The sequence below is a fragment of the Streptomyces umbrinus genome (assembly GCF_030817415.1).
GTDB lineage: Bacteria > Actinomycetota > Actinomycetes > Streptomycetales > Streptomycetaceae > Streptomyces > Streptomyces umbrinus_A.
In genome coordinates this window covers 7,654,498-7,674,182 of the sequence record NZ_JAUSZI010000002.1, presented here as the reverse complement: position 1 = coordinate 7,674,182, position 19,685 = coordinate 7,654,498, and the positions used below count along the sequence as shown (strand labels likewise).

The window sequence follows — 19,685 nt, the reverse complement described above, 5'->3', positions numbered from 1 at the left end:
CTTGGGGCGGCGGCGACGGCGATCAACTTATGCGAATATGCCGGGTGCGTTTTCGTCCCGGCTGTCCTCGCCGGTTCCCGTACCTGGCTCAGGGGCTCCGCCCCCCGAACCCCCGCTCCTCAAACGCCGGAGGGGCTGAAGTACTGCTCGTCTTCTGCCGAGTGCGGGTTGCGTGTGGCTGGGCACGCAGTTCCCCGCGCCCCTTACGGGGCGGGCCCTCGCAGCCCAGTCCAGCAGCATCAAGCCCGCCAGCCCCGCACCACCCAGCCCGTCCGGCGCTCAAGGACGAGGCCGCAAGGCCGATGCGGGGGTCTGGGGGGCGGTAGCCCCCGGTAAGGGACGGGAATCGGTAGGGGCGGCGGGGGCGAGAAAAGGTCACCCAGGACGGCGGGCCGTCAACGCCCGCGCTTCCGCCCGCAGGGCGTCAAGCACGGACGCCACCGCCGGCGCCCCCTCACCCCCACGCCGAACCGCGGCCACCACATGCCGCCGTGGCCGGTCGGCGTCGAGGGCCCGCATCACCACGCCGTCCCCTCGCCCCGCCACGGTCCCAGCCACAGCCATCCGGGGCACCAGCGCAACCCCCATCCCCGCCCCCACCATGGCGAGGATGGCGGTCCACCCGGCCGCCGAATGCCCCTGCCGAGGTGCGAACCCGGCCGCCTCGCACGCCCCCCGCGTGATGTCGGACCACGGCCCGCTCCCGCCGAAGATCCAGGCCTCCCCCGCCAGATCGGCGAGCCGCACCTCCGCCGCCCCGGCCAGCGCGTGATCGACGGGCAGGGCGACATCCAGCGGATCGGCGAGCAACGGCACCCGGGTGAACCGCCCGTCCCCCGCGTCCGGCACGGCCCGCGCCGCGAGGGACAGCGCGAGATCGGCCTCCCCGGCCCCCAGCAACTCGTACGCCTCCCCCGCCTCGGCCTCCCGCACCTGCACCCGGACCCCGGGCCGCTCCACACGCAACGCCCGCACGACGGGCACGACGAGCGCGGGCACGGACGTGGAGAAGGCGGCGACGCGCACCTCGCCGACCTCCCCGTGCGCGTACGCCGCCAACTCCGCGTCCGCCCGCTCCAGTTGCTCGAACACCGACTCCGCGTGCCGCAGGACGAGATGCGCCGCGCCGGTGAGCCGTACCCGCCGCCCCTGCGCCTCCAGGAGCGGCACACCGAGCTGCTTGGCGAGGTTGGTGAGTTGCTGGGAGACGGCCGAGGGGGTCAGCAGGAGGGCCTCCGCCGTGGCCGTGACGGTGCCGCGCTCACGCAACGTACGCAGAATGATCAGCTTCTTGATGTCCCACTTGTCGTGCTCGGCCATGGACGGCAACCTATCCGGCACAAGCCGTCAGGCCGCCTGCCACTGTCCGGCGCCGAGGACGACCCCGCCCAGGATCAGCACCATGCAGAGCAGTTGCGCGGGACTCGTCGCCTCACCCAGGACCACGTACGACAGCGCCACCACGCACACCGGCTGGAGGTAGTAGCCCGCCCCGGCCCGCGCCGCGCCGATCAGCGCGATCGCCCTGCTCCAGGCGAAGAAGGCGAGCGCGGAGGAGAAGACGCCGATGTAGAGGATCGGTCCGACGGTCGACGGCGTCGGGTCGAAGGGGCCCTGCACGGCCAGACTCACCGCGTACGCCGGAAGCAGCATCGCCGTCCCGAGCACGAACGCCGCGAAGAGGAACGCGAGTCCGGCGAGCTCGCGCGGCTTGTGACGCAACAGCGCGCTGTACGACGCGAAGCACGCGGCCGCCCCCGCCATCCAGAGGTCCCCGGCGCCGAAGTCGAGCGAGGGCCGCCCGCCGCCCATGAGCAGCAGGACCCCGGCGCAGGCGATCAGCATGCCCGCGATCCGGCGCACCCCGAGACGTACGCCGCCGACACGCTCGTACACCGCCATCAGGACCGGCGACGCGGCCATGATCATGCCCATGGTGCCTGCGGAGGTGGAGAGGGCCGCCTGGTTGACGAGGGTGTTGTACGCGGCGATGCCGAGGAGGGAGGCGAGGAGGAGGAAGCCGAGGTGGCGGCGGAGTACGTGCCGTTGCCGCCAGGCCGCCCGCGCCGCGAACGAGGCGAGGGCCGCGAGCGCCACGATCCAGCGCCAGAAGGCCTGTTGGACGGGCGGGACGCTGTCGTGCAGGGCGCGGGACGTGACGAAGCTGCCGGACCAGACGACCGTGGCGACCACCGCGAGCGCGACGCCGAGACCCAGGCCGAGGCGGGGGCGGGGTCCGGGACCGACGCCCTTTCCCTTCGTTCGGTCCGCGTCCGGCGCACTGCTCGTACGGGTGATCCGGTCCAGGACTCCCACGGTGTGTCCCACGCCTCTCTTCCCGTCTTCCTGCTCTTCCCGTCACCGGGAACCCGGTCGATGTGGATCTACCGTCGCAGCGCCTGAACTGTCACGTCCATCGAATCTTTTCGACCATTCCTTTCAGCTGAGCTGAACGTTTGGGTGGCACGCACGGGGCGTGCCCCAAGCTGGCCGAACACCGTCGCCCCGAAGGCCAGGGCCATGCCCGCCAGCTGCACGGGACCCAGCGCCTGACCCAGCGCCGCCCAGCCGATGACGGCCGCCGTGAGCGGGGAGAGCGGGCCGAGGAAGGTGACCTGGGTGGCGGTGAGCCGGCCGATGCCGCGGAACCAGAGCCAGTACGCGACCGCCGTGTTGGCCAGCGCCAGATAGAGGTAGCCGCCGACCGCCCGGCCGTCGAGCGCGGGCGGCGCGCCCTCCACGAGCAGCGCGACCGGGGCCATCAGCAGCCCGCCCGCGGTCAGTTGCCAGCCGGTGAGGGCCAGCGGGCCGACCCCCTCGGGACGCCCCCACCGCTTCGTCAGCACGGTACCCGCGGACATCGACGCGGTCGCGGCGAGGGCGGCCGGCACACCCACGGCGTCCAGCGCACCGGCCGCCTTCAGTACGACCAGGCTCACGCCGAGGGCAGCCACGATGCCGGTGAGGAGCGTACGGAGCGTCGGGCGTTCGCCGAGCAGGGCCGCCGCGAGGCCCACGACGAAGAGCGGGCCGACGGAACCGACGACCGCCGCCATACCGCCCGGCAGCCGGTACGCGGAGAGGAAGAGGAGCGGGAAGAAGGCGCCGATGTTCAGCGCGCCCAGGGCCGCCGCCTTCCACCACCAGACACCGCGGGGCAGCGTGCGGGCGATGGCGAGCAGGACCAGCCCGGCGGGCAGGGCACGCATCAGGCCGGTGAACAGGGGGCGGTCGGCCGGCAGGAACTCCGTGGTGACGGCGTAGGTGCTGCCCCAGGAGACGGGGGCCAGGGCGGTGAGCGCGATGACGGTGCTGCGGTTCATGACCGGCTCCATGAGGGAGGTGGCTCGGGGAGATGACTCCGGGATGGCTTGGCAGTAATTAGCTTAGCGCTAAGCTACTTACCGTCAAGCCACCTTCTTGCGGCCGAGTGACGCGGTGCGGATACTCGCCCCATGAGCACATCCAAGGCCGCCAGGACCCCCGCGGACCCCGTCGACGCGATCATCGACCAGTGGGCCGCCGTCCGGCCCGACCTGGACACGGCCGCGATGGAGGTCTTCGGTCGCGTCTTCCGGCTCTCGCGCGCGATGGGCGACCGGATGGAGAAGACGTACGCGCGGCTCGGCATCTCGCGCGGCGAGTTCGACGTGCTCGCCACCCTGCGACGGTCCGGCGCCCCGTACGCCCTCTCACCCCGTCAGCTCTCGGCGACGCTGATGCTCACCACGGGAGGCATGACCGGCCGCCTCGACAAACTGGAACGGGCCGGCCTCCTCCGCAGGTCCCCCGACCCCCACGACCGCCGCGCCCTCCAAGTGACCCTCACGGACAAGGGGTTGACGCTCGTCGACGAGGCGGTCGGCGCCGGCCTCGCCGTCCAGACAGAGGCCCTCTCCTCCCTCGACGAGGAACAGGCCGACCAACTGGCCGACCTGTTGCGTCAGTTGCTCGCCGGCACGGCCGGATAAGTCGCTGGCCGACTTGCCGGAGAGGGGCCCGTTCGTTGTTCGGCTGCGGGTCGGATGTGGCTGGTCGCGCCCACGCGGCGGAGCCGCACGATGTCACGGCCCCGCGCCCCTGACGGGGCGGGGCCCGTCAGTCCCGCCCCATCGATGCCGTCAGTGCCGCCTCGAGTTCCTCGGTGGTCGGTGCGTCCGCTGCCCAGGCCGCGTAGCCGTCCGGGCGGATCAGGAGGGTTGTGCGGCGGTCGCTTGTCCAACTTGCCACGGTGAGGCGGTCCTTGCGGGTTTCGGGGTCGGGGGGCGTGGGTGCGTCGGGCTGGGTGATGAGTACGAACCTGCCGCCTCGCAGGGCCTCGTACAGGCGGCCGTCGCGGAGGGCCACGTCCGGGACGCGCTTGCCGACCAGAGGGTGGGCGCCGCGCGGGGACGGGTAGGAGTAGCCGATGCCGGTGATCTGGCCGATCATGCGGGTGCGGGCCGGGCGGGCGTGGTCCAGGAACGTGGTGAGCAGGGTGCGGGCCGTGAGCGTCCAGGGCCGGTTGGCCATCGCGAGCCGGACGATTCCGCCGCTGCTGCGGAGGACGGACTTGCCGACGGGGTGGCGCTCGGACTGGTAGGTGTCCAACAGGTCGGTGCGGGCGTGACCGTTGAGAGTCGCCGCCAGCTTCCAGCTCAGGTTGGCGGCGTCCTGGAGGCCGGTGTTCATGCCCTGGCCGCCGGCCGGGGTGTGCACGTGCGCGGCGTCCCCAGCGAGGAAGACCCGGCCGACCCGGTAGGCCGGAGCCTGCCGCTCGTCGCTGTGGAAGCGGGACATCCAGCGGGCGTCGTGCATGCCGTAGTCGCGGCCGAGGGCGAGCCTGGTGATCTCCTTGACCTCGTCGAGGTCGAGGGACGCGTCGTCGGCGACGTCGCGTCGGCGGTCCCAGCCGATCACCCGGTAGTAGCCGTCCCCGAAGGGCGCCAGGAACGCGAACGCGTCTCCGACCGCGTTCACGGTCAGCAGCGTCTCCGGCTCCTCGGCGAGCCGGACGTCGGCGAGGACGACGGAACGGATCGCCGAACGCCCGGGGAACGGCAGCCCCACCGCCTCCCGCACGGCACTGCGCATCCCGTCCGTACCGACGACGTACGCGGCCCGCAGTTCCGCCGGTCCCCTGTCGGCGCCCTCAGCACCCTCGGCCCCGGCGGCCGCCCGCACCCTGAGGGTCACCCCGTCCGCGTCCTGGACCAGCCCGGTCACCTCGGTCTCGTACGCGAACCGCACCCCGGCCTCCACCGCCCGCCGCTCCAACGCCCGCTCCACCTCGTACTGCGGCAGCACGAGCAGGTGGTTGAAGCGGGAGGGGAGGGTGGTCAGGTCGACGGTCAGGCGGGAGAAGAGCCGGAGCCGGTCGAGCGTCCGGCCCTTGCTCTCCAGCTCGTCGGCGAGGCCTCGGGCGTCGAGCTGCTCCAGTGTGCGGGCGTGCAGGACGAACGCGCGGGAGAGGTTGCTGGTCCTGTGCGGGCGCTTCTCGACGAGGGTGACGGGGATGCCGGCGGTGGCGAGGTCGCCGGCCAGCAGCAGACCGGTGGGGCCCGCGCCGACGACGATGACGTCGCGGGAAGCGGGGACGGTGGTACGGGGGGTGCCGTTGTTGTCGGTCGTACCTGTCGTACCTGTCATGGCGGCCTCCTGGTGCCAACGGTTGTTGGTCAAGGGCTGTTGGCCAACACCGGGCGGTCCGGTTGCCAACACTCGTAGGCCAACGTTTGTAGGCCAACGTTTGTAGGCCAACGCCCGTTTGCCACCATAGGGCGACCCCCCTGGCCCGTCAACAGCTGTTGGCCTACGCTTGTTGGCATGACCGACACCGACTCCCCCACCCAGCACGCGCAGCCCTCCCCACCGGCACAGCACGCGCAGCCCGCCCGCCGCTCCGACGCCACCCGCGCCACGATCCTCACCGCCGCACGCGAACGCTTCGCCGCCGACGGATACGAGCGCGCGACCATCCGCGCCATCGCCCGCGACGCGAAGATCGACCCGTCGATGGTGATGCGCTACTACGGCAACAAGGAGGGCCTGTTCGCGGCGGCCGTCGACATCGATCTGCGGCTGCCGGTGCCGGAGAAGGTGCCGAAGGAGGAGGTCGGCCGGATCTTCGTCGGGCACTTCGTGGCGCTCTGGGAGAAGAACGAGGTGCTCACGGCGCTGCTGCGGGTCGGCGTCACCAACGCCGCCGGGGCCGAGCGCATGCAGGGCATCTTCAAGGAGCAGTTGGTGCCGGTGGCCCTGCGCGTCTGCCCCGACCCCGAGCAGGTCCCGGCCCGCGCCGCGCTCGTGGCGTCACAGATGCTGGGCATGGCGCTGACGCGGTACGTCCTGCGCCTGCCGCCCGCCGTGGATCTGACCCGCGAGGAGATCGTGGCCTGGCTGGCACCGACCGTCCAGCGCTATCTGACGGCCCCGCACCCGGGCCCCTCCCACTGAGGCCGCCAGGCGCGGCGCGCAGCGGCGACACCGGCACTCGGCACCTGTCACCCGGCACCTTGCACCCGGCACTGGACCTGGCCGGGAACACGTCGAGGGCACCGTCCTCGGGCACGCACGACGACTGCCGTACGTACACGAGGACGGTGCCCTCGAAACAGAAAGCCTCAGTGGCTGCAGGAAGCCTCAGCGGCCGGAGCGGGCCGAGGTCAGGAAGCCTTCACGGCCGCCTTCGACTTGGCCTTGCCCTTCGCCTTCGGGTGACGGTCCGTCGACCCGTCGAGGACCCAGACCAGACCGGCGATCAGCAGGAACAGCCCGATCGGCGCCACGACGTAGAGCCCCAGCGTCTCGATGACGCTCAGGCCCGGACCGGGGTCGTCGCCGTCGTCAGGCGTCACCGCGAGCGCGGGGGACGACATCAGCAGCATCATCAGCGTCGTACCGGCAGCCAGGGCGCCGGCGCGCAGGGCGTTCTTCTTGTCCACGGTGCAAACGTAGCGAACACCTAATCCGGCCGCGCGCCCGGGGGTGCCGTACGGGGCGAAGCGCCTCCCGAGTCCGGCCCGGAATCTACGACGTCCGGCCCGCATCCGCCCACCGCCCGGCCCGCGCGCACCACGTCGATGAGGGCGTGCAGCCGGGGTGAGGCGGCGAGTTCCTCCAGGGTGACGGGGCGGCCCTCGGCGTCGGCGACGGGCAGGCGCCAGTTGGGGTACTGGTCCCAGGTGCCCGGCAGGTTCTGCGGGCGGCGGTCGCCGACCGTGTCCGGGAGCCAGACGCCGATCATGCGGGCGGGGGTGCGCAACAGGAACCGGTGCAGGCCCTGGATCTGCGCCTCCTCCGAGTCCTCCGACTGCCCGCCGGCGGCGCCCTGGAGCAGTCCGAGCCGGGCGAGCAGCGCCAGCCACTCCCCCACGTCGGTGGCCGCCTCGGCCCGTTCCTCCTCCACGGGGCGGGTCAACAGGCCCAGCCGGTCGCGGAGTTCCACGTGGTCGCCGGTGAGCCGGGACGCGGTGGGCGGCAGGTCGTGGGTGGTGGCGGTGGCGAGGCAGTCGGCACGCCAGCTTTCGGGGGGCAACGGCAGCCCCGTACCGTCCCAGTCGCGTTCGAACCACAGCACGGACGTTCCGAGCACGCCGTGTTCGTGCAGCTTCTCCCGGACGCCCGGCTCGACGGTGCCCAGGTCCTCGCCGATCACCAGTGCCCCGGCGCGGTACGCCTCCAGCGCGAGGATCGCGAGCATGGCCTCGGCGTCGTAACGGACGTACGTGCCCTCGGTGGCCGGGCGGCCCTGCGGGATCCACCAGAGGCGGAAGAGGCCCATGACGTGGTCGATACGGAGGGCGCCGGCGTAGCGGAAGAGGGCGCGCAGGAGGCGGCGGTAGGGGGCGTAGCCGGACTCGGCGAGGCGGTCCGGGCGCCACGGCGGCAGCCCCCAGTCCTGGCCCTGCACGCTGAACGCGTCCGGGGGCGCGCCGACCGACATGCCCGCCGCGAAGTACTCCTGCTGCGCCCAGGCGTCGGCGCCGCCCGGGTGGACGCCCACCGCGAGGTCGTGCACAAGCCCCACCCCCATGCCCGCGTCGCGCGCGCTGCGCTGGGCGGTGGCGAGCTGGGCGTCCGTCAGCCAGGCGAGGCGGCTGTGGAAGTCGACGCGGTCCATCAACTCGCCCCGGGCGCGGGCGGTTTCGGCCGAGCGGGGGTCGCGCAGGGCGGCCGGCCACTTCTGCCAGTCGGAGCCGTAGACCTCGGCGAGGGCGCACCAGGTGGCGTGGTCCTCCAGCGCCTCGCCCTCCTCGGCGAGGAAGTCGCAGTAGGCGGCGCGCCGTCCGGGCCCGAGCGGCACGTCCCGTACGAGCTCCAGGGCCTCGCGCTTCAACTCCCACACGGCGTCACGGTCGATCAACGCACCTTTGCTCAGCACGGATTCGCGCTGCCGCTCGGCCCGCTCCAGGAGCGTACGGACGCGGTCGCGGTCACGCTCGCCGGCGTACGCGAACTCGGGGACGTCCTCGACGCGCAGGTACACGGGGTCGGGGTAGCGGCGGGAGGACGGCCGGTACGGGGAGGGGTCGGTGGGTGCGCCGGGCACGGCCGCGTGCATCGGGTTGACCTGTACGAATCCGGCGCCGAGCGCCCGCCCGGCCCAGGCCGTCAGCTCGGCGAGGTCCCCGAGGTCACCCATGCCCCAGGAGCGCCGGGACAGCAGCGAGTAGACCTGCACGAGCAGCCCGTACGTACGCCCCGGTGCCGCGGGCAGCCGGGTCGGCGCGACGACAAGATGGGCGCGGGCGGTCCGCCCGTCGGGAGCGGTGGCCTCCAACTCATGGACACCGAGCGGCAGTTGCTCGGCGGACGCACGCGTCTCGCCCTGCTCGGTACGGATCCGCAACCGGGTCCCGGCGGGCAGCGCGGCGAGGGCTGAGGCGAGCGAGGAGTCTCCCGGGAAGCCGGGAGGGGTGGTGGTCGGGTCATGGTCACCCGGCGCGGGCGCGGAGCCACCGGAACCGTCGGCCGCGGACGCACGGGCCGCGGGCGGCGAGCCGCCCGGCGCGGGCGCACCTCCGTCGGGCGCGGGTCGGCCCTCAATTGCCCCGGGAGAGTTCTCGTCCGGCGCGGGCCGGTGCTCGTCCACCCCGGGCCGGTGCTCGTCCACCCCGGGCCGGTGCTCGTCCACCCCGGGCCGGTGCTCGTCCACCCCGGGCCGGTGCTCGTCCACCCCGGGCCGGTGCTCGTCCACCCCGGGCCGGTGCTTGTCCGGCGCGGGCCGGTGCTTGTCCGGCGCGGGCCGGTGCTTGTCCGGCGCGGGCCGGTGCTCGTCCACCCCGGGCCGGTGCTTGTCCGGCGCGGGCCGGTGCTCGTCCACCCCGGGCCGGTGCTTGTCCGGCGCGGGCCGGTGCTCGTCCACCCCGGGCCGGTGCTTGTCCGGCGCGGGCCGGTGCTTGTCCGGCGCGGGCCGGTGCTCGCTCCGCGCGGAGCGGTTCTCGACCCGCGCGCGCTCGTCCTCGTCCGCCCCCGGGGCGGATTCGCGCGCCCCGGGGCCGTCGTCGCTCCCGGCGGCCGTCGGCCCACCGCTCCAGCTCACCAGTGTCGGTGGGAGCAGTCGCTCCCGTAGCTCCGTCTCGCGCGCCGTGAGCGCCGTGCGGATCGCGTCCGGCGTGCCGGCGGCGACGCCCAGTGCGGCGAGGACGGCGACGACCGCGGCGTCCGAGGCCGCGACCGTGCGCCCCGGGGACGGGCTGAAGGAGGTGGCGACGCCGTGCAGCGCGGCGAGCCGGGAGAGCGGCATCAGACCCCCGATGGGTCCAGGCCCGCGGCGGCGCCCATGGAGGTGGGCTCGCTCGTCAGGGGGGCGGCGTCGGCGAGAGGCGGTTCGCTGGTGAGGGGGGCGGCGTCGGGCAGCGGCGGTTCGCTGGTGAGCGGCGTCTCCGCGCAGGGTCCTTCGGCGGTGAAGACACAGAAGTGCGGGTCGGGGTCGGCGGGCCGGTCCGCCGGGCGTTTGGAGAGGGCCGAGAGCAGAAGCTGTGCTGATGCGGCCACGGGGGCCTCCTTGGTCGTCGCGGGTGGTCGTACGGCGGGTCAGGGCAGCCCTACCCAGTGGGCGGGCGTGCAGACGTGACAGCCCGGACAACGTGCCCTTGTTCACACCTTGTCCCGGATGCGCCTGGTTACCAAGAGCGCCTGGACGGCCACCGCCCGCGATCAAGCCCCCCCCCAGAGACACCCACCCGCGAGGCTCCCTCCCCCGAACCCTCTCCCCGGGGCGCGGCCGAAGGTTTTTCCGCAAGCACTATTCACTCGATACATATACTGAGTGCATAATGGCCGCCATGAGCACCCGCCACATCCTGCTGGGGCTGCTCGCCGGAGGGCCGAGCCATGGCTACGACCTCAAGCGACGCCATGACGAACGCTTCCCGCAAGCCCGCCCGCTGGCCTACGGCCAGGTCTATACGACGTTGCAGCGCCTGGTCCGCGACGGTCTCGCGGAGGTCGACGGGACGGATTCGGACGGCGGTCCGGAGCGGACGCTGTACCGGTCCACCGACGACGGGGCGAAGGAACTCGTCGCGTGGACGGGCGAGATCACCCCGCCCGCGCCCTTCGTGACGAACGAGATCTTCGCCAAGGTCGTGTGCGCGATCCTCGCCTCGGCCGATCCCGCCCGGTATCTGAGCGCCCAGCGCGCCGCACACATGGCGCGTATGCGGGAGCTCACGGCGGTCAAGACGGCGCCCGGCGCCGATCTCGCAACCGTCCTCTCGGCCGACTACGCCCTCAACCACCTCGACGCCGATCTGCGCTGGATGACCACCACCGCGGCCCGGCTCACCACTCTGACCGCGGAGGTCGACGGAGCATGAGCAGCCCGCCCATGAGCAGTACGCAGAAGACCGTGCCGGTCCTGGCTGCCCGCGGCCTCGCCAAGACGCACGGCAGGACCCAGGCACTGCGCGGCGCCTCGGTCGAGCTGCACCCGGGGGAGATCCTCGCCGTCACCGGCGCGAGCGGCAGCGGCAAGTCCACGCTGCTGCACTGCCTGGCCGGCATCGTCCACCCCGACGAGGGCTCGGTCGTCTACGCCGAGCAGCGCCTCGACCAGCTGCCGGAACAGCGGCTGAGCGAGCTGCGGCGTACGGAGTTCGGAGTGGTGTTCCAGTTCGGGCAGCTGATACCCGAGTTGACCGCGCTCGACAATGTGGCGCTGCCGCTGCTGCTCGCGGGGGCCTCCCGCAAGGATTCCCACGAGCGGGCGGGCGAGTGGCTGGAGCGGTTCGGCGTACGCGGCCAGGGGGAGCTGCGGCCCGGGGAGATGAGCGGTGGTCAGGCCCAACGGGTGTCGCTGGCACGGGCGTTGGTGACCGGTCCGAAGGTCGTCTTCGCGGACGAGCCGACCGGCGCGCTCGACTCCCTCGCGAGCGAGGGGGTGATGACGGCGCTGGTGCACACGGCCCGGGAGTCCGGCACGGCGGTGCTGCTGATCACGCACGACGCGCAGGTCGCGGCGTACGCGGACCGTGAGGTGCATCTGCGCGACGGGGTCGTCGTCTCCGCGGAGGACGCGTGGACGCTGGAGGGGGCGCTGTGATCGGAGATGTCAGACTCGCCTGGCTGCTGACACGGGGCTCGGACCGGCGGGAGTGGTGGCGGGTGACGCTGACGGCGGTGGGGGCCGCGCTGGCCACCGGCCTCGGGTTCGCGGCGGTCGCGGTCGCCTCGGTGGAGGGGCAGGTGTCCACCTCGTACTTTCACGGTCTCCTGAACCAGCCTGGGCAGCGCGGCGGGGTGATCGTCACGCTGTTGCTCCTGTGGGTGCCGGTGCTCGGCTTCCTCGGCCAGTGCGCACGCATCGGCGCCGTGCACCGCGACCGCAGGCTGGCCGGACTGCGCCTCGCCGGGGCGACGCCGCGGCAGGTGCGGCGCGTCGCGGCCCTGGAGTCCGGCCTCGCCTGTCTGCTGGGGGCGGTGGTCGCCGCGGTGTTCTCCGCGCTCCTCATGGTGAACCTGCTGCAGCAGCCGCTTCCGCTGTCGGCCTGGGGCGGCTTCGCCCTGGTGGCGCTCGGCGTGCCGCTCCTCGCCGTGCTGGTGAGTGTGGTCGCACTGCGCCGGGTCGTGGCCTCGCCGCTCGGCTGGGTACGCCGGGTGCGACCGAGCCACGGCCGGGTCGCCACCCTCACCCTTGTGGTGCCGGCGGTGCTGATGGGCCTGGCCGCCCTGCTGGTCGTCATGCGGAGCACCGGGCCGGGGGCCACCTCGTTCCCCCTGCTGGTGTTCTCCGCGGTGGCGCTGACCGGTGCGGGCTCGGTGGCGGTTGCCGGTATCACCGCACGGACCATCGGCAGGCGGCTCGCCGCCCGGACCGAGAACCCCGCGGTCCTGATCGCCGCCGAACGGCTCCGGGCCGACCCGTGGGCCACCGCGCGCACCAACGCGGCCGTACTCCTGGTGGCCGTCGTGGGCGTGGGCTTCATGGGCGTACGCCAGATGTTCCTCGACTCCGTGCATCACCCACGGGAGGGCCTGCCCCACAGCCCCGAGGACCTGGCGTTCTACACCACCGGCGTCAACCTGGCGGGCGTCGCCGTCCTGATCGGGCTGCTGATCAGCCTGGGCGGTCTTGCCGTGGGCACCGCCGAGTCGCTCGCCACCCGGCGCCGGGGCCTCGCCGCGCAGGCCGCGGCCGGTGTACCGCAGAAGGTGCTCGGCCGGGCGCTGCTCCTTGAGACCGCGCTGCCGCTGGCCCCGGCGATGCTGCTCGCGGGCTTCGGCGGCACGGCGGTGTACATCGCGTACGGAACGGTCGTCGACGCTGCGGCCATCCCGATACTGGTGCCGCTGCTCGTGCCGGTGGCCGTCTACGCGGCCTGTCTCCTCGCCGCCGCCACTTCCCTGCCGCTGCTGCGCCGTTCGGTGCATCCGGCGGAGCTGCGCTTCGCGTAGCCGCACCGCAGAACTCCGGCTCTCCGGGAGGCACGAGGGGACTTCCTGGCGAGCCGGAAAAGACGAAAGAAGCAGCGGGCCGGCACACGAAGGAGACGGCGGACCGGCCCGCGCCAAAGAAGCGGAACCGGCCCCCACAAGGCAAGACGAAGGCCCGGATCGTCAGGCAGAAATGCCGTCGATCCGGGCCATCGCGTCCTCCGCGCCGTACGGCTGCAGGTATGGCAGCCAGCGCGGGTCCCTATGCCCGGTTCCGATGATGCGCCAAGCGAGCCCCGTCGGCGGGGCCGGTTTATGGCGCAGGCGCCAGCCGATCTCGACCAGGTGACGGTCGGCCTTGACGTGGTTGCAGCGGCGGCAGGACGCCACCACGTTGTCCCAGACGTGCTGACCCCCGCGACTGCGCGGGATGACGTGGTCGACGCTGGTTGCGACGCCACCGCAATACATGCACCGGCCGCCGTCGCGGGCGAACAACGCCCGACGGGTCAGCGGAACGGGCCCCCTGTAAGGGACCCGTACGAACCTCTTCAGCCGGACCACGCTGGGTGCGGGGACAGTAACGGTTGCACTATGCATAAAGGCGCCGGATTCCTCGAGGCAGACAGCCTTGTTCTCGAGGACGAGGACGAGCGCGCGGCGGAGCGGTACGACGCCGAGGGGCTCGTACGACGCGTTGAGGACCAGGACATGCGGCACGGATGGCCTCCTTGTACGCCGGCGGCGCGTGGCTCGCGCCGGGACGATCTGTAGTCAGTCTCCCCTCATGCCTGGTGGAAGCGCCACCATGTCCCGGTAACGGGCTGGGAGTGTTTTCGACCACACCCTCTTCATCCCCAGGTGAGCACAGTCTCTCCCTCGAACATTGCAACGATCCGCACATGCTGCCCCGTTAGTGTGGTTGTTCTGCCCGTCGGTGCCCCTATTCCGATGTCCCTGCCGCGGGCGGACCGCTACGCCTGGAGGTACCTGCCGTGTTCTTGTCCGTCCTGTCGGCCGCCGATCCCACCGAGGAACCGACGGCGCCAACGCTCCAGGACGCCCAGGAAAGCGCGAACAACGCCGCGAGCTGGGTCGAGCAGAACTGGTCCACATGGCTCAGCATCGGCCTGCGCGTGCTGCTGATCCTGGTGATAGCGGCCGTGCTGAGAGTGGTCATACGGCGGACCATCACGAAGTTCATAGACCGCATGAACCGTACGGCCCAGGCGGTCGACGGGACGGCCCTCGGCGGTCTCCTGGTCAACGTCGAACGCCGTCGTCAACGGTCCCAGGCCATCGGTTCGGTGCTCCGCTCGGTCGCGTCCTTCGCGATCATGAGTACGGCCGCGCTGATGATCCTCGGCACGTTCGAGATCAACCTGGCCCCGCTGCTGGCCTCCGCCGGTGTGGCGGGCGTGGCCATCGGTTTCGGGGCCCGCAACCTGGTCACGGACTTCCTCTCCGGCGTCTTCATGATCCTGGAGGACCAGTACGGCGTGGGCGACACGGTCGACGCGGGCGTCGCCTCCGGCGAGGTCATCGAGGTGGGCCTGCGCGTCACCAAGCTCCGCGGCGACAACGGCGAGATCTGGTACGTCCGCAACGGCGAGGTCAAGCGCATCGGCAACCTCTCCCAGGGCTGGGCCACGGCCGGTGTCGACGTCACGGTCCACCCCTCGGAGGACCTGGACCGGGTGAAGACGCTCCTCAACCAGGTCGGCGAGGACATGAGCAAGGCCGAGCCCTGGAACGAACGCCTCTGGGGCCCCATCGAGGTCCTCGGCCTCGACAGCGTCCTGCTCGACTCGATGGTCGTCCACGTCTCCGCGAAGACGATGCCCGGCAAGGCGCTGAGCGTGGAGCGCGAACTCCGCTGGCGCATCAAGCACGCCCTCGACGGGGCGGGCATCCGCATCGTCGGCGGCCTCCCCGCCCAGCAGGACGAGGAGGCGACCCCCGACCCGACGGCGGGCATGGCGGCCCCGTCGGCCTACTCCAACTCCGCGTCCCCCCAGTCGCAGACGGCGTCCCCCATAGCGCCGGCGGCGGTACCGACGAATGTGACGAAGTAGAGGCGAGAGCTTTCTCATACGCGCACGGCCTCCGTGGGGCGGTATCCGGGTCACTCCGAGTGCCGCCCCACACGCGTGTCCCACTGTCCGCCGGGCCGCGTGTCCCCTCACCGTCCGGCGGGTAACGACTTCATTGCCCGACAGTGGCCGGTATTGACGCGTCCCCCACCCCGGGCCTACCTTCCTCCCACCGATAGGAAAGTTTCCTAACAATGATTCCGCGGTGGACTTCCCGATGACACCACTGGGAAGCTGGGCAGCCGAAAGGCAGGTGTCGACACTCATGGCAGGAACCGCCGGTACGCCGGGCACCCCTCGCGTTCTGCGCACCATGAACGACCGTGCCGCACTCGATCTCCTGCTGGAGCACGGGCCGTTGTCCCGGACGCGGATCGGCAAGCTGACCGGCCTGTCGAAGCCGACCGCTTCGCAGCTGCTGGCCCGGCTGGAGGCGGCGGGGCTCGTCCTCGTCACCGGCACCAGCGAGGGCCGGCCGGGGCCCAACGCACAGCTGTACGCGGTGAACCCGGCCGCCGCCTACGCCGCCGGTCTCGACGTGACGCCCGAGCGGATCCTCGCCGCCGTCGCCGATGTGACGGGGCGGACGGTGGGAGAGTACGAACTGCTCACCCCCGGACGTCGCGCAGGACAGACCGTCGTACGGCAGGTCACCGACGCCCTCGACGGCGCCGTGAAGGCGGCGGGGCTGGTCCGGGCCGACATCCAGCGGCTCGTCATCGGCACCCCCGGCGCCTTCGACCCCAACACGGGGCGGCTGCGCTACGCCTCCCACCTTCCCGGGTGGCACTCCCCCGCCCTGCTCGACGAGCTCGCGGCCACACTGCCGATGCCCGTCGAGTACGAGAACGACGTCAACCTCGTCGCCATAGCCGAGCAGCGGCTCGGTGCGGCCCGGGGCCACGAGGACTTCGTACTGCTGTGGAACGAGGGCGGCCTCGGTGCCGCGCTCGTCCTCGGCGGACGCCTGCACCGCGGCTGGACCGGCGGCGCGGGCGAGGTCGGCTTCCTCCCCGTACCCGGCGCGCCGCTCGTGCGGCACGTCACCAAGGCCAACAGCGGCGGCTACCAGGAGCTGGCCGGCTCCCAGGCCATCCCGAAACTCGCCCGCGAACTCGGCATCCAACCCCTGCCGACCGGGCCGTACGCCGAAGTCGCCGCCGCGCTCGTCGAGCAGGCGGCGGACATCAACGCGGGAGCCCACCGGCAGCTCCTGGAGACGTACGCGACGGGGCTCGCCACCGGTCTCGCCTCGCTCGTCTCCGTCCTCGACCCCGAACTCGTCGTCCTCAGCGGGGCCTCGCTCACCAGGGGCGGCGAACTGCTGCGCGCCCTGGTGCAGGCCGAGCTGGAGGAGCTGGCCGCACCCCGGCCGCGCCTCGTGGTCGGCGACGTCGACGAACACCCCGTGCTGCGCGGCGCGTTGGAGAGCGCGCTCGCGGCCACCCGCGACGAGGCCTTCGACACCTCGCGCTGAGCAGGACCCGCACGCCTCCCCCCGCACATCTCCGTACACAACCCGTCCCACACCCCCGTCCCGCCCCAGGGAGACTTCGCCATGCCCGGAATGCCCAGGAAAGCGGTGCTCGCCGCCGCCTCGATAGCCCTTCTCACCACCGCCTGTACCGGTCAGTCGGACACCGGCGCCACGGACGACCCGAACGCGTCGACCACGATCACGTTCTGGCACGGCTGGAGCGCTCCCGCCGAGGTCAAGGCCATCCAGGCGAACATCGACCGCTTCGAGAAGGAACACCCCAACATCAAGGTGAAGGTCGTCGGCAACATCAACGACGACAAGCTCAACCAGGCGCTGCGCGCGGGTGGTTCCAGCGGACCCGACGTGGTGTCGTCGTTCACCACATCCAACATCGGCAAGTTCTGTTCGTCCGGCGCCTTCGCCGACCTCAAGCCGTTCATCGAGAAGTCGAAGCTCGACCTCGACAAGATCATTCCGAAGCCGATGCTGGAGTACACCCAGTTCGAGGGCACGCGCTGCGCGATGCCGCTGCTGGGCGACGCGTACGGCCTCTACTACAACAAGGACGCCTTCAAGAAGGCCGGCATCAAGGCGCCGCCGAAGACGTGGTCCGAGTTCACCGAGGTCGCCAAGAAGCTGACGAAGACCAAGGGCGACTCGTACCAGCAGCTCGGCTTCATGCCGAACTACCACGGCTACGAGACCGTCGTGGACCACTACATGTCGCAGTGGGACCACGCCTACTTCGACAAGGACGGCAAGTCCAGCATCGCCGAGGACCCGGCGTTCGCCGAGATGTTCACGTACCAGAAGAAGCTCGTCGACAGCCTCGGCGGCTTCCAGAAGCTGGAGAAGTACCGCAACACCTTCGGCGACGAATGGGGCGCCAAGCACCCCTTCCAGACCGGCCAGGTGGCCATGCAGCTCGACGGCGAGTGGCGGCTCGGCATGGCGAAGGACGCGGGCGTGAAGTTCGACATCGGCACGGCTCCCATGCCCGTCGCCGACGACGAGGTCGACGAGTACGGGAAGGGCTTCCTGTCCGGCACGGTCATGGGCATCGCGCCGCAGAGCAAGAAGCAGAACGCGGCCTGGGAGCTGGTGAAGTACATGACGACCGACACCGCGGCCGTCGTCGCCTTCGCCAACGCCATCCACAACGTGCCGTCCACGTTCGCCGCGCTGAAGTCGCCCGACCTGACGGTCGACCCCGGTTTCAAGACGTTCCTGGACATCGCGCAGAACCCGCACTCCAACACCCCGCCGGCCTCCGTCAACGGCTCGACGTACCAGACGACCCTGCAGGACTTCGGCTACCAGTACGAGTCCGGCAAGGCGAAGGATCTGAAGGCCGGCCTGAAGAAGACGGCCGACCAGATCGACCGTGACATCGAGCAGGCGAAGTAGCACCGATGTCCACGCTCACTCTGCGTGCGAAGCGCCGCCGGTCGGCGCTTCGCACGGCCGCCTTCATGTCGCCGTGGCTGATCGGCTTCAGCGTCTTCTTCGCGTATCCGCTGATCTCGACCGTGTACTTCTCCTTCATGAAGTACGACGGCTTCGGTGTCCCCGTCTTCCGGGGTCTGGAGAACTGGAACTACGTCTTCAACGACTACCCCATGTTCTGGCCGGCGCTGCGCAACACCCTGTGGCTGGTGGTCGTCATGGTCACCCTGCGGGTCGCCTTCGGCTTGGGCATCGGCCTGTTGATCACGAAGATCAAGACGGGCACGGGTGTGTTCCGCACCCTCTTCTACCTGCCCTACCTGGCGCCGCCCGTCGCGGCGACGCTGGCCTTCGTCTTCCTGCTCAACCCGGGTACGGGGCCGGTCAACTCGGTCCTCGGCGACCTCGGCCTGCCGACGCCCGGCTGGTTCACGGACGCCGCGTGGTCCAAGCCCGCCCTCACCATGCTGGCCCTCTGGGGCGTCGGCGACCTGATGGTCATCTTCATGGCCGCGCTGCTCGACGTACCGAAGGAGCAGTACGAGGCCGCCGAGCTGGACGGGGCCTCCGCCTGGCACCGGTTCCGGTTCGTGACGCTGCCGAACATCTCACCGATCGTGATGTTCGCGGTGGTCACCGGCGTGATCCAGACGATGCAGTACTACACACAGCCGCTGGTCGCGGGGAAGGTCGCCTCCGGGATCATCGGCGGCTCGGGCCAGCAGTTCGAACCGGGATACCCCGACAAGTCGACGCTCACCCTGCCGCAGCTCGTCTACAACCTCGGCTTCCAGCGCTTCGACTACGGCTCCGCGTGCGTGGTCGCGCTGGTGCTGTTCGCCCTGTCCATGGTGTTCACCGCGTTCCTGATGCGGCGCCGGGGCGGTCTCATCCAGGCAGGTGACTGACCCATGACCCAAGTACTCGACAAGCCCGTGGAGTTGGTGGCGCCGCCGGTCACACCCGCCGAGCGGACCGCCCGTCGCAAGGCCCTCCTCGAATGGATCGCCGTGCACGCGCTCGGCGTCGCGGCCGCGCTGTTCTTCGTCCTGCCCTTCGTGTTCGTCGTCCTCACCTCCCTGATGAGCGACAACCAGACCCTCACCAGGGACCTGATCCCGCACACCTGGGAGTGGGGCAACTACGCGAAGGTCTTCGACACGCCCGGCTTCCTCACCTGGTGGAAGAACACCCTTCTGTACGCGGGTGGCGGCACCGTCCTGACGGTGGTGTCCAGCATTCCGGTGGCGTACGCGCTCGCCAAGTTCCGCTTCCGTGGCCGGAACCTGTCGTTGATGCTGGTCATCTCGATGATGATGCTGCCGCCGCAGGTCATCATCATCCCGATGTACCTGTTCTGGGCGAAGCAGCTGGATCTGTCGGGCACCCTGTGGCCGCTGATCATCCCGATGGCGTTCGGGGACGCGTTCTCGATCTTCCTGCTGCGGCAGTTCCTGATGACGATCCCGAACGAGTACATCGACGCGGCGAAGGTCGACGGCTGCGGGGACTTCAAGACCCTGCTCAAGGTCGTCCTGCCGATGGCCAAGCCGGGCATCGCCGCCGTCGCTCTCTTCCAGTTCTTCTACGCCTGGAACGACTACTTCGGACCGCAGATCTACGCGTCCGAGAATCCCGGCGCCTGGACCCTGAGCTACGGCCTGGAGTCCTTCAAGGGCGCGCACCACACCGACTGGAATCTGACGATGGCCGCGACCGTCCTGGTCATGGCCCCCGTGATCCTCGTGTTCTTCTTCGCGCAGAAGGCGTTCGTCGAGGGCGTCACGCTCACCGGAGTGAAGGGCTGA

19 protein-coding genes are annotated in these 19,685 nt (G+C 71.3%); 11 read left to right on the top strand and 8 right to left on the bottom strand.

The window, feature by feature from the left end; translation table 11 throughout:
- Positions 1-375: 375 nt before the first annotated feature.
- The 3 genes from QF035_RS33945 to QF035_RS33935 all read right to left on the bottom strand — a co-directional run bounded on the left by QF035_RS33945 (position 376) and on the right by QF035_RS33935 (position 3,323).
- Positions 376-1,320 carry a LysR family transcriptional regulator gene (locus QF035_RS33945; protein WP_307524337.1) on the bottom strand — a complete coding sequence of 315 codons (945 nt, stop codon included), beginning with the start codon at positions 1,318-1,320 and terminating at the stop codon, positions 376-378.
- A gap of 27 nt (positions 1,321-1,347) precedes the next feature.
- Positions 1,348-2,298, bottom strand: coding sequence for a DMT family transporter (locus QF035_RS33940; protein ID WP_373467003.1), 951 nt, complete (start codon positions 2,296-2,298; stop codon positions 1,348-1,350).
- An 86-nt stretch (positions 2,299-2,384) separates the two neighbouring features.
- Positions 2,385-3,323: an EamA family transporter gene (locus tag QF035_RS33935; RefSeq protein WP_307524335.1), complete on the bottom strand. Its 939-nt coding sequence runs from the start codon at positions 3,321-3,323 to the stop codon at positions 2,385-2,387.
- A 132-nt stretch (positions 3,324-3,455) separates the two neighbouring features.
- Here QF035_RS33935 and QF035_RS33930 point away from each other — a divergent pair, with 132 nt between their 5' ends.
- Entirely contained in the window at positions 3,456-3,971 is a 516-nt protein-coding gene (locus tag QF035_RS33930) for a MarR family winged helix-turn-helix transcriptional regulator (RefSeq protein ID WP_307524333.1), read from the top strand.
- A 127-nt stretch (positions 3,972-4,098) separates the two neighbouring features.
- On the opposite strand, the gene QF035_RS33925 is transcribed toward QF035_RS33930, so the two are convergent.
- Positions 4,099-5,628 carry an FAD-dependent monooxygenase gene (locus QF035_RS33925; RefSeq protein WP_307524331.1) on the bottom strand — a complete coding sequence of 510 codons (1,530 nt, stop codon included), beginning with the start codon at positions 5,626-5,628 and terminating at the stop codon, positions 4,099-4,101.
- A 177-nt stretch (positions 5,629-5,805) separates the two neighbouring features.
- Between QF035_RS33925 and QF035_RS33920 the strand changes: the two genes are divergently transcribed.
- On the top strand, positions 5,806-6,435 hold the full coding sequence (locus tag QF035_RS33920) for a TetR/AcrR family transcriptional regulator (protein ID WP_307524329.1): 630 nt from the start codon (positions 5,806-5,808) through the stop codon (positions 6,433-6,435).
- Between the two features lie 209 nt (positions 6,436-6,644).
- Here QF035_RS33920 and QF035_RS33915 read toward each other — a convergent pair whose 3' ends face one another.
- A complete protein-coding gene (locus tag QF035_RS33915; RefSeq protein ID WP_307524328.1) occupies positions 6,645-6,923 on the bottom strand; it encodes a hypothetical protein in 279 nt (92 codons plus the stop codon).
- Positions 6,924-6,943: 20 nt separating this feature from the next.
- The gene (gene malQ, locus QF035_RS33910) at positions 6,944-9,028 is read right to left on the bottom strand and encodes a 4-alpha-glucanotransferase (protein ID WP_373467002.1); all 2,085 of its coding nucleotides are present in this window, start codon (positions 9,026-9,028) and stop codon (positions 6,944-6,946) included.
- On the opposite strand from malQ, the gene QF035_RS55910 reads away from it, so the two are divergent.
- Entirely contained in the window at positions 8,912-9,553 is a 642-nt protein-coding gene (locus tag QF035_RS55910) for a hypothetical protein (protein WP_373467001.1), read from the top strand. The two genes, malQ and QF035_RS55910, sit on opposite strands and share 117 nt — an antisense overlap.
- 173 nt (positions 9,554-9,726) lie before the next feature.
- Here the strand turns inward: QF035_RS55910 and QF035_RS33905 are convergent, their stop codons facing one another.
- A complete protein-coding gene (locus QF035_RS33905; RefSeq protein ID WP_307524324.1) occupies positions 9,727-9,978 on the bottom strand; it encodes a hypothetical protein in 252 nt (83 codons plus the stop codon).
- A 290-nt stretch (positions 9,979-10,268) separates the two neighbouring features.
- Between QF035_RS33905 and QF035_RS33900 the strand changes: the two genes are divergently transcribed.
- The 3 genes from QF035_RS33900 to QF035_RS33890 are packed head-to-tail and all read left to right on the top strand — an operon-like array spanning position 10,269 to position 12,879.
- Positions 10,269-10,802, top strand: a complete 534-nt coding sequence (locus QF035_RS33900; RefSeq protein ID WP_307524322.1) for a PadR family transcriptional regulator — start codon at positions 10,269-10,271, stop codon at positions 10,800-10,802.
- An 11-nt stretch (positions 10,803-10,813) separates the two neighbouring features.
- The gene (locus QF035_RS33895) at positions 10,814-11,527 is read left to right on the top strand and encodes an ABC transporter ATP-binding protein (protein WP_307524321.1); all 714 of its coding nucleotides are present in this window, start codon (positions 10,814-10,816) and stop codon (positions 11,525-11,527) included.
- Complete coding sequence (locus tag QF035_RS33890) at positions 11,524-12,879, top strand: FtsX-like permease family protein (RefSeq protein WP_307524319.1); 1,356 nt, start codon at positions 11,524-11,526, stop codon at positions 12,877-12,879. Before QF035_RS33895 ends, QF035_RS33890 begins: the two co-directional genes overlap by 4 nt.
- 162 nt (positions 12,880-13,041) lie before the next feature.
- Here QF035_RS33890 and QF035_RS33885 read toward each other — a convergent pair whose 3' ends face one another.
- Positions 13,042-13,578, bottom strand: coding sequence for an HNH endonuclease (locus QF035_RS33885; protein ID WP_055611422.1), 537 nt, complete (start codon positions 13,576-13,578; stop codon positions 13,042-13,044).
- A 275-nt stretch (positions 13,579-13,853) separates the two neighbouring features.
- On the opposite strand from QF035_RS33885, the gene QF035_RS33880 reads away from it, so the two are divergent.
- The 5 genes from QF035_RS33880 to QF035_RS33860 all read left to right on the top strand — a co-directional run bounded on the left by QF035_RS33880 (position 13,854) and on the right by QF035_RS33860 (position 19,685).
- Complete coding sequence (locus QF035_RS33880) at positions 13,854-14,933, top strand: mechanosensitive ion channel family protein (RefSeq protein WP_307524317.1); 1,080 nt, start codon at positions 13,854-13,856, stop codon at positions 14,931-14,933.
- 283 nt (positions 14,934-15,216) lie between these two features.
- Positions 15,217-16,428 carry an ROK family transcriptional regulator gene (locus tag QF035_RS33875; RefSeq protein WP_269651615.1) on the top strand — a complete coding sequence of 404 codons (1,212 nt, stop codon included), beginning with the start codon at positions 15,217-15,219 and terminating at the stop codon, positions 16,426-16,428.
- Between the two features lie 81 nt (positions 16,429-16,509).
- Complete coding sequence (locus QF035_RS33870) at positions 16,510-17,838, top strand: ABC transporter substrate-binding protein (protein WP_307524313.1); 1,329 nt, start codon at positions 16,510-16,512, stop codon at positions 17,836-17,838.
- Positions 17,839-17,843: 5 nt separating this feature from the next.
- Positions 17,844-18,785 carry a carbohydrate ABC transporter permease gene (locus QF035_RS33865; RefSeq protein ID WP_307524311.1) on the top strand — a complete coding sequence of 314 codons (942 nt, stop codon included), beginning with the start codon at positions 17,844-17,846 and terminating at the stop codon, positions 18,783-18,785.
- A 3-nt stretch (positions 18,786-18,788) separates the two neighbouring features.
- Positions 18,789-19,685: a carbohydrate ABC transporter permease gene (locus tag QF035_RS33860; protein ID WP_307524309.1), complete on the top strand. Its 897-nt coding sequence runs from the start codon at positions 18,789-18,791 to the stop codon at positions 19,683-19,685.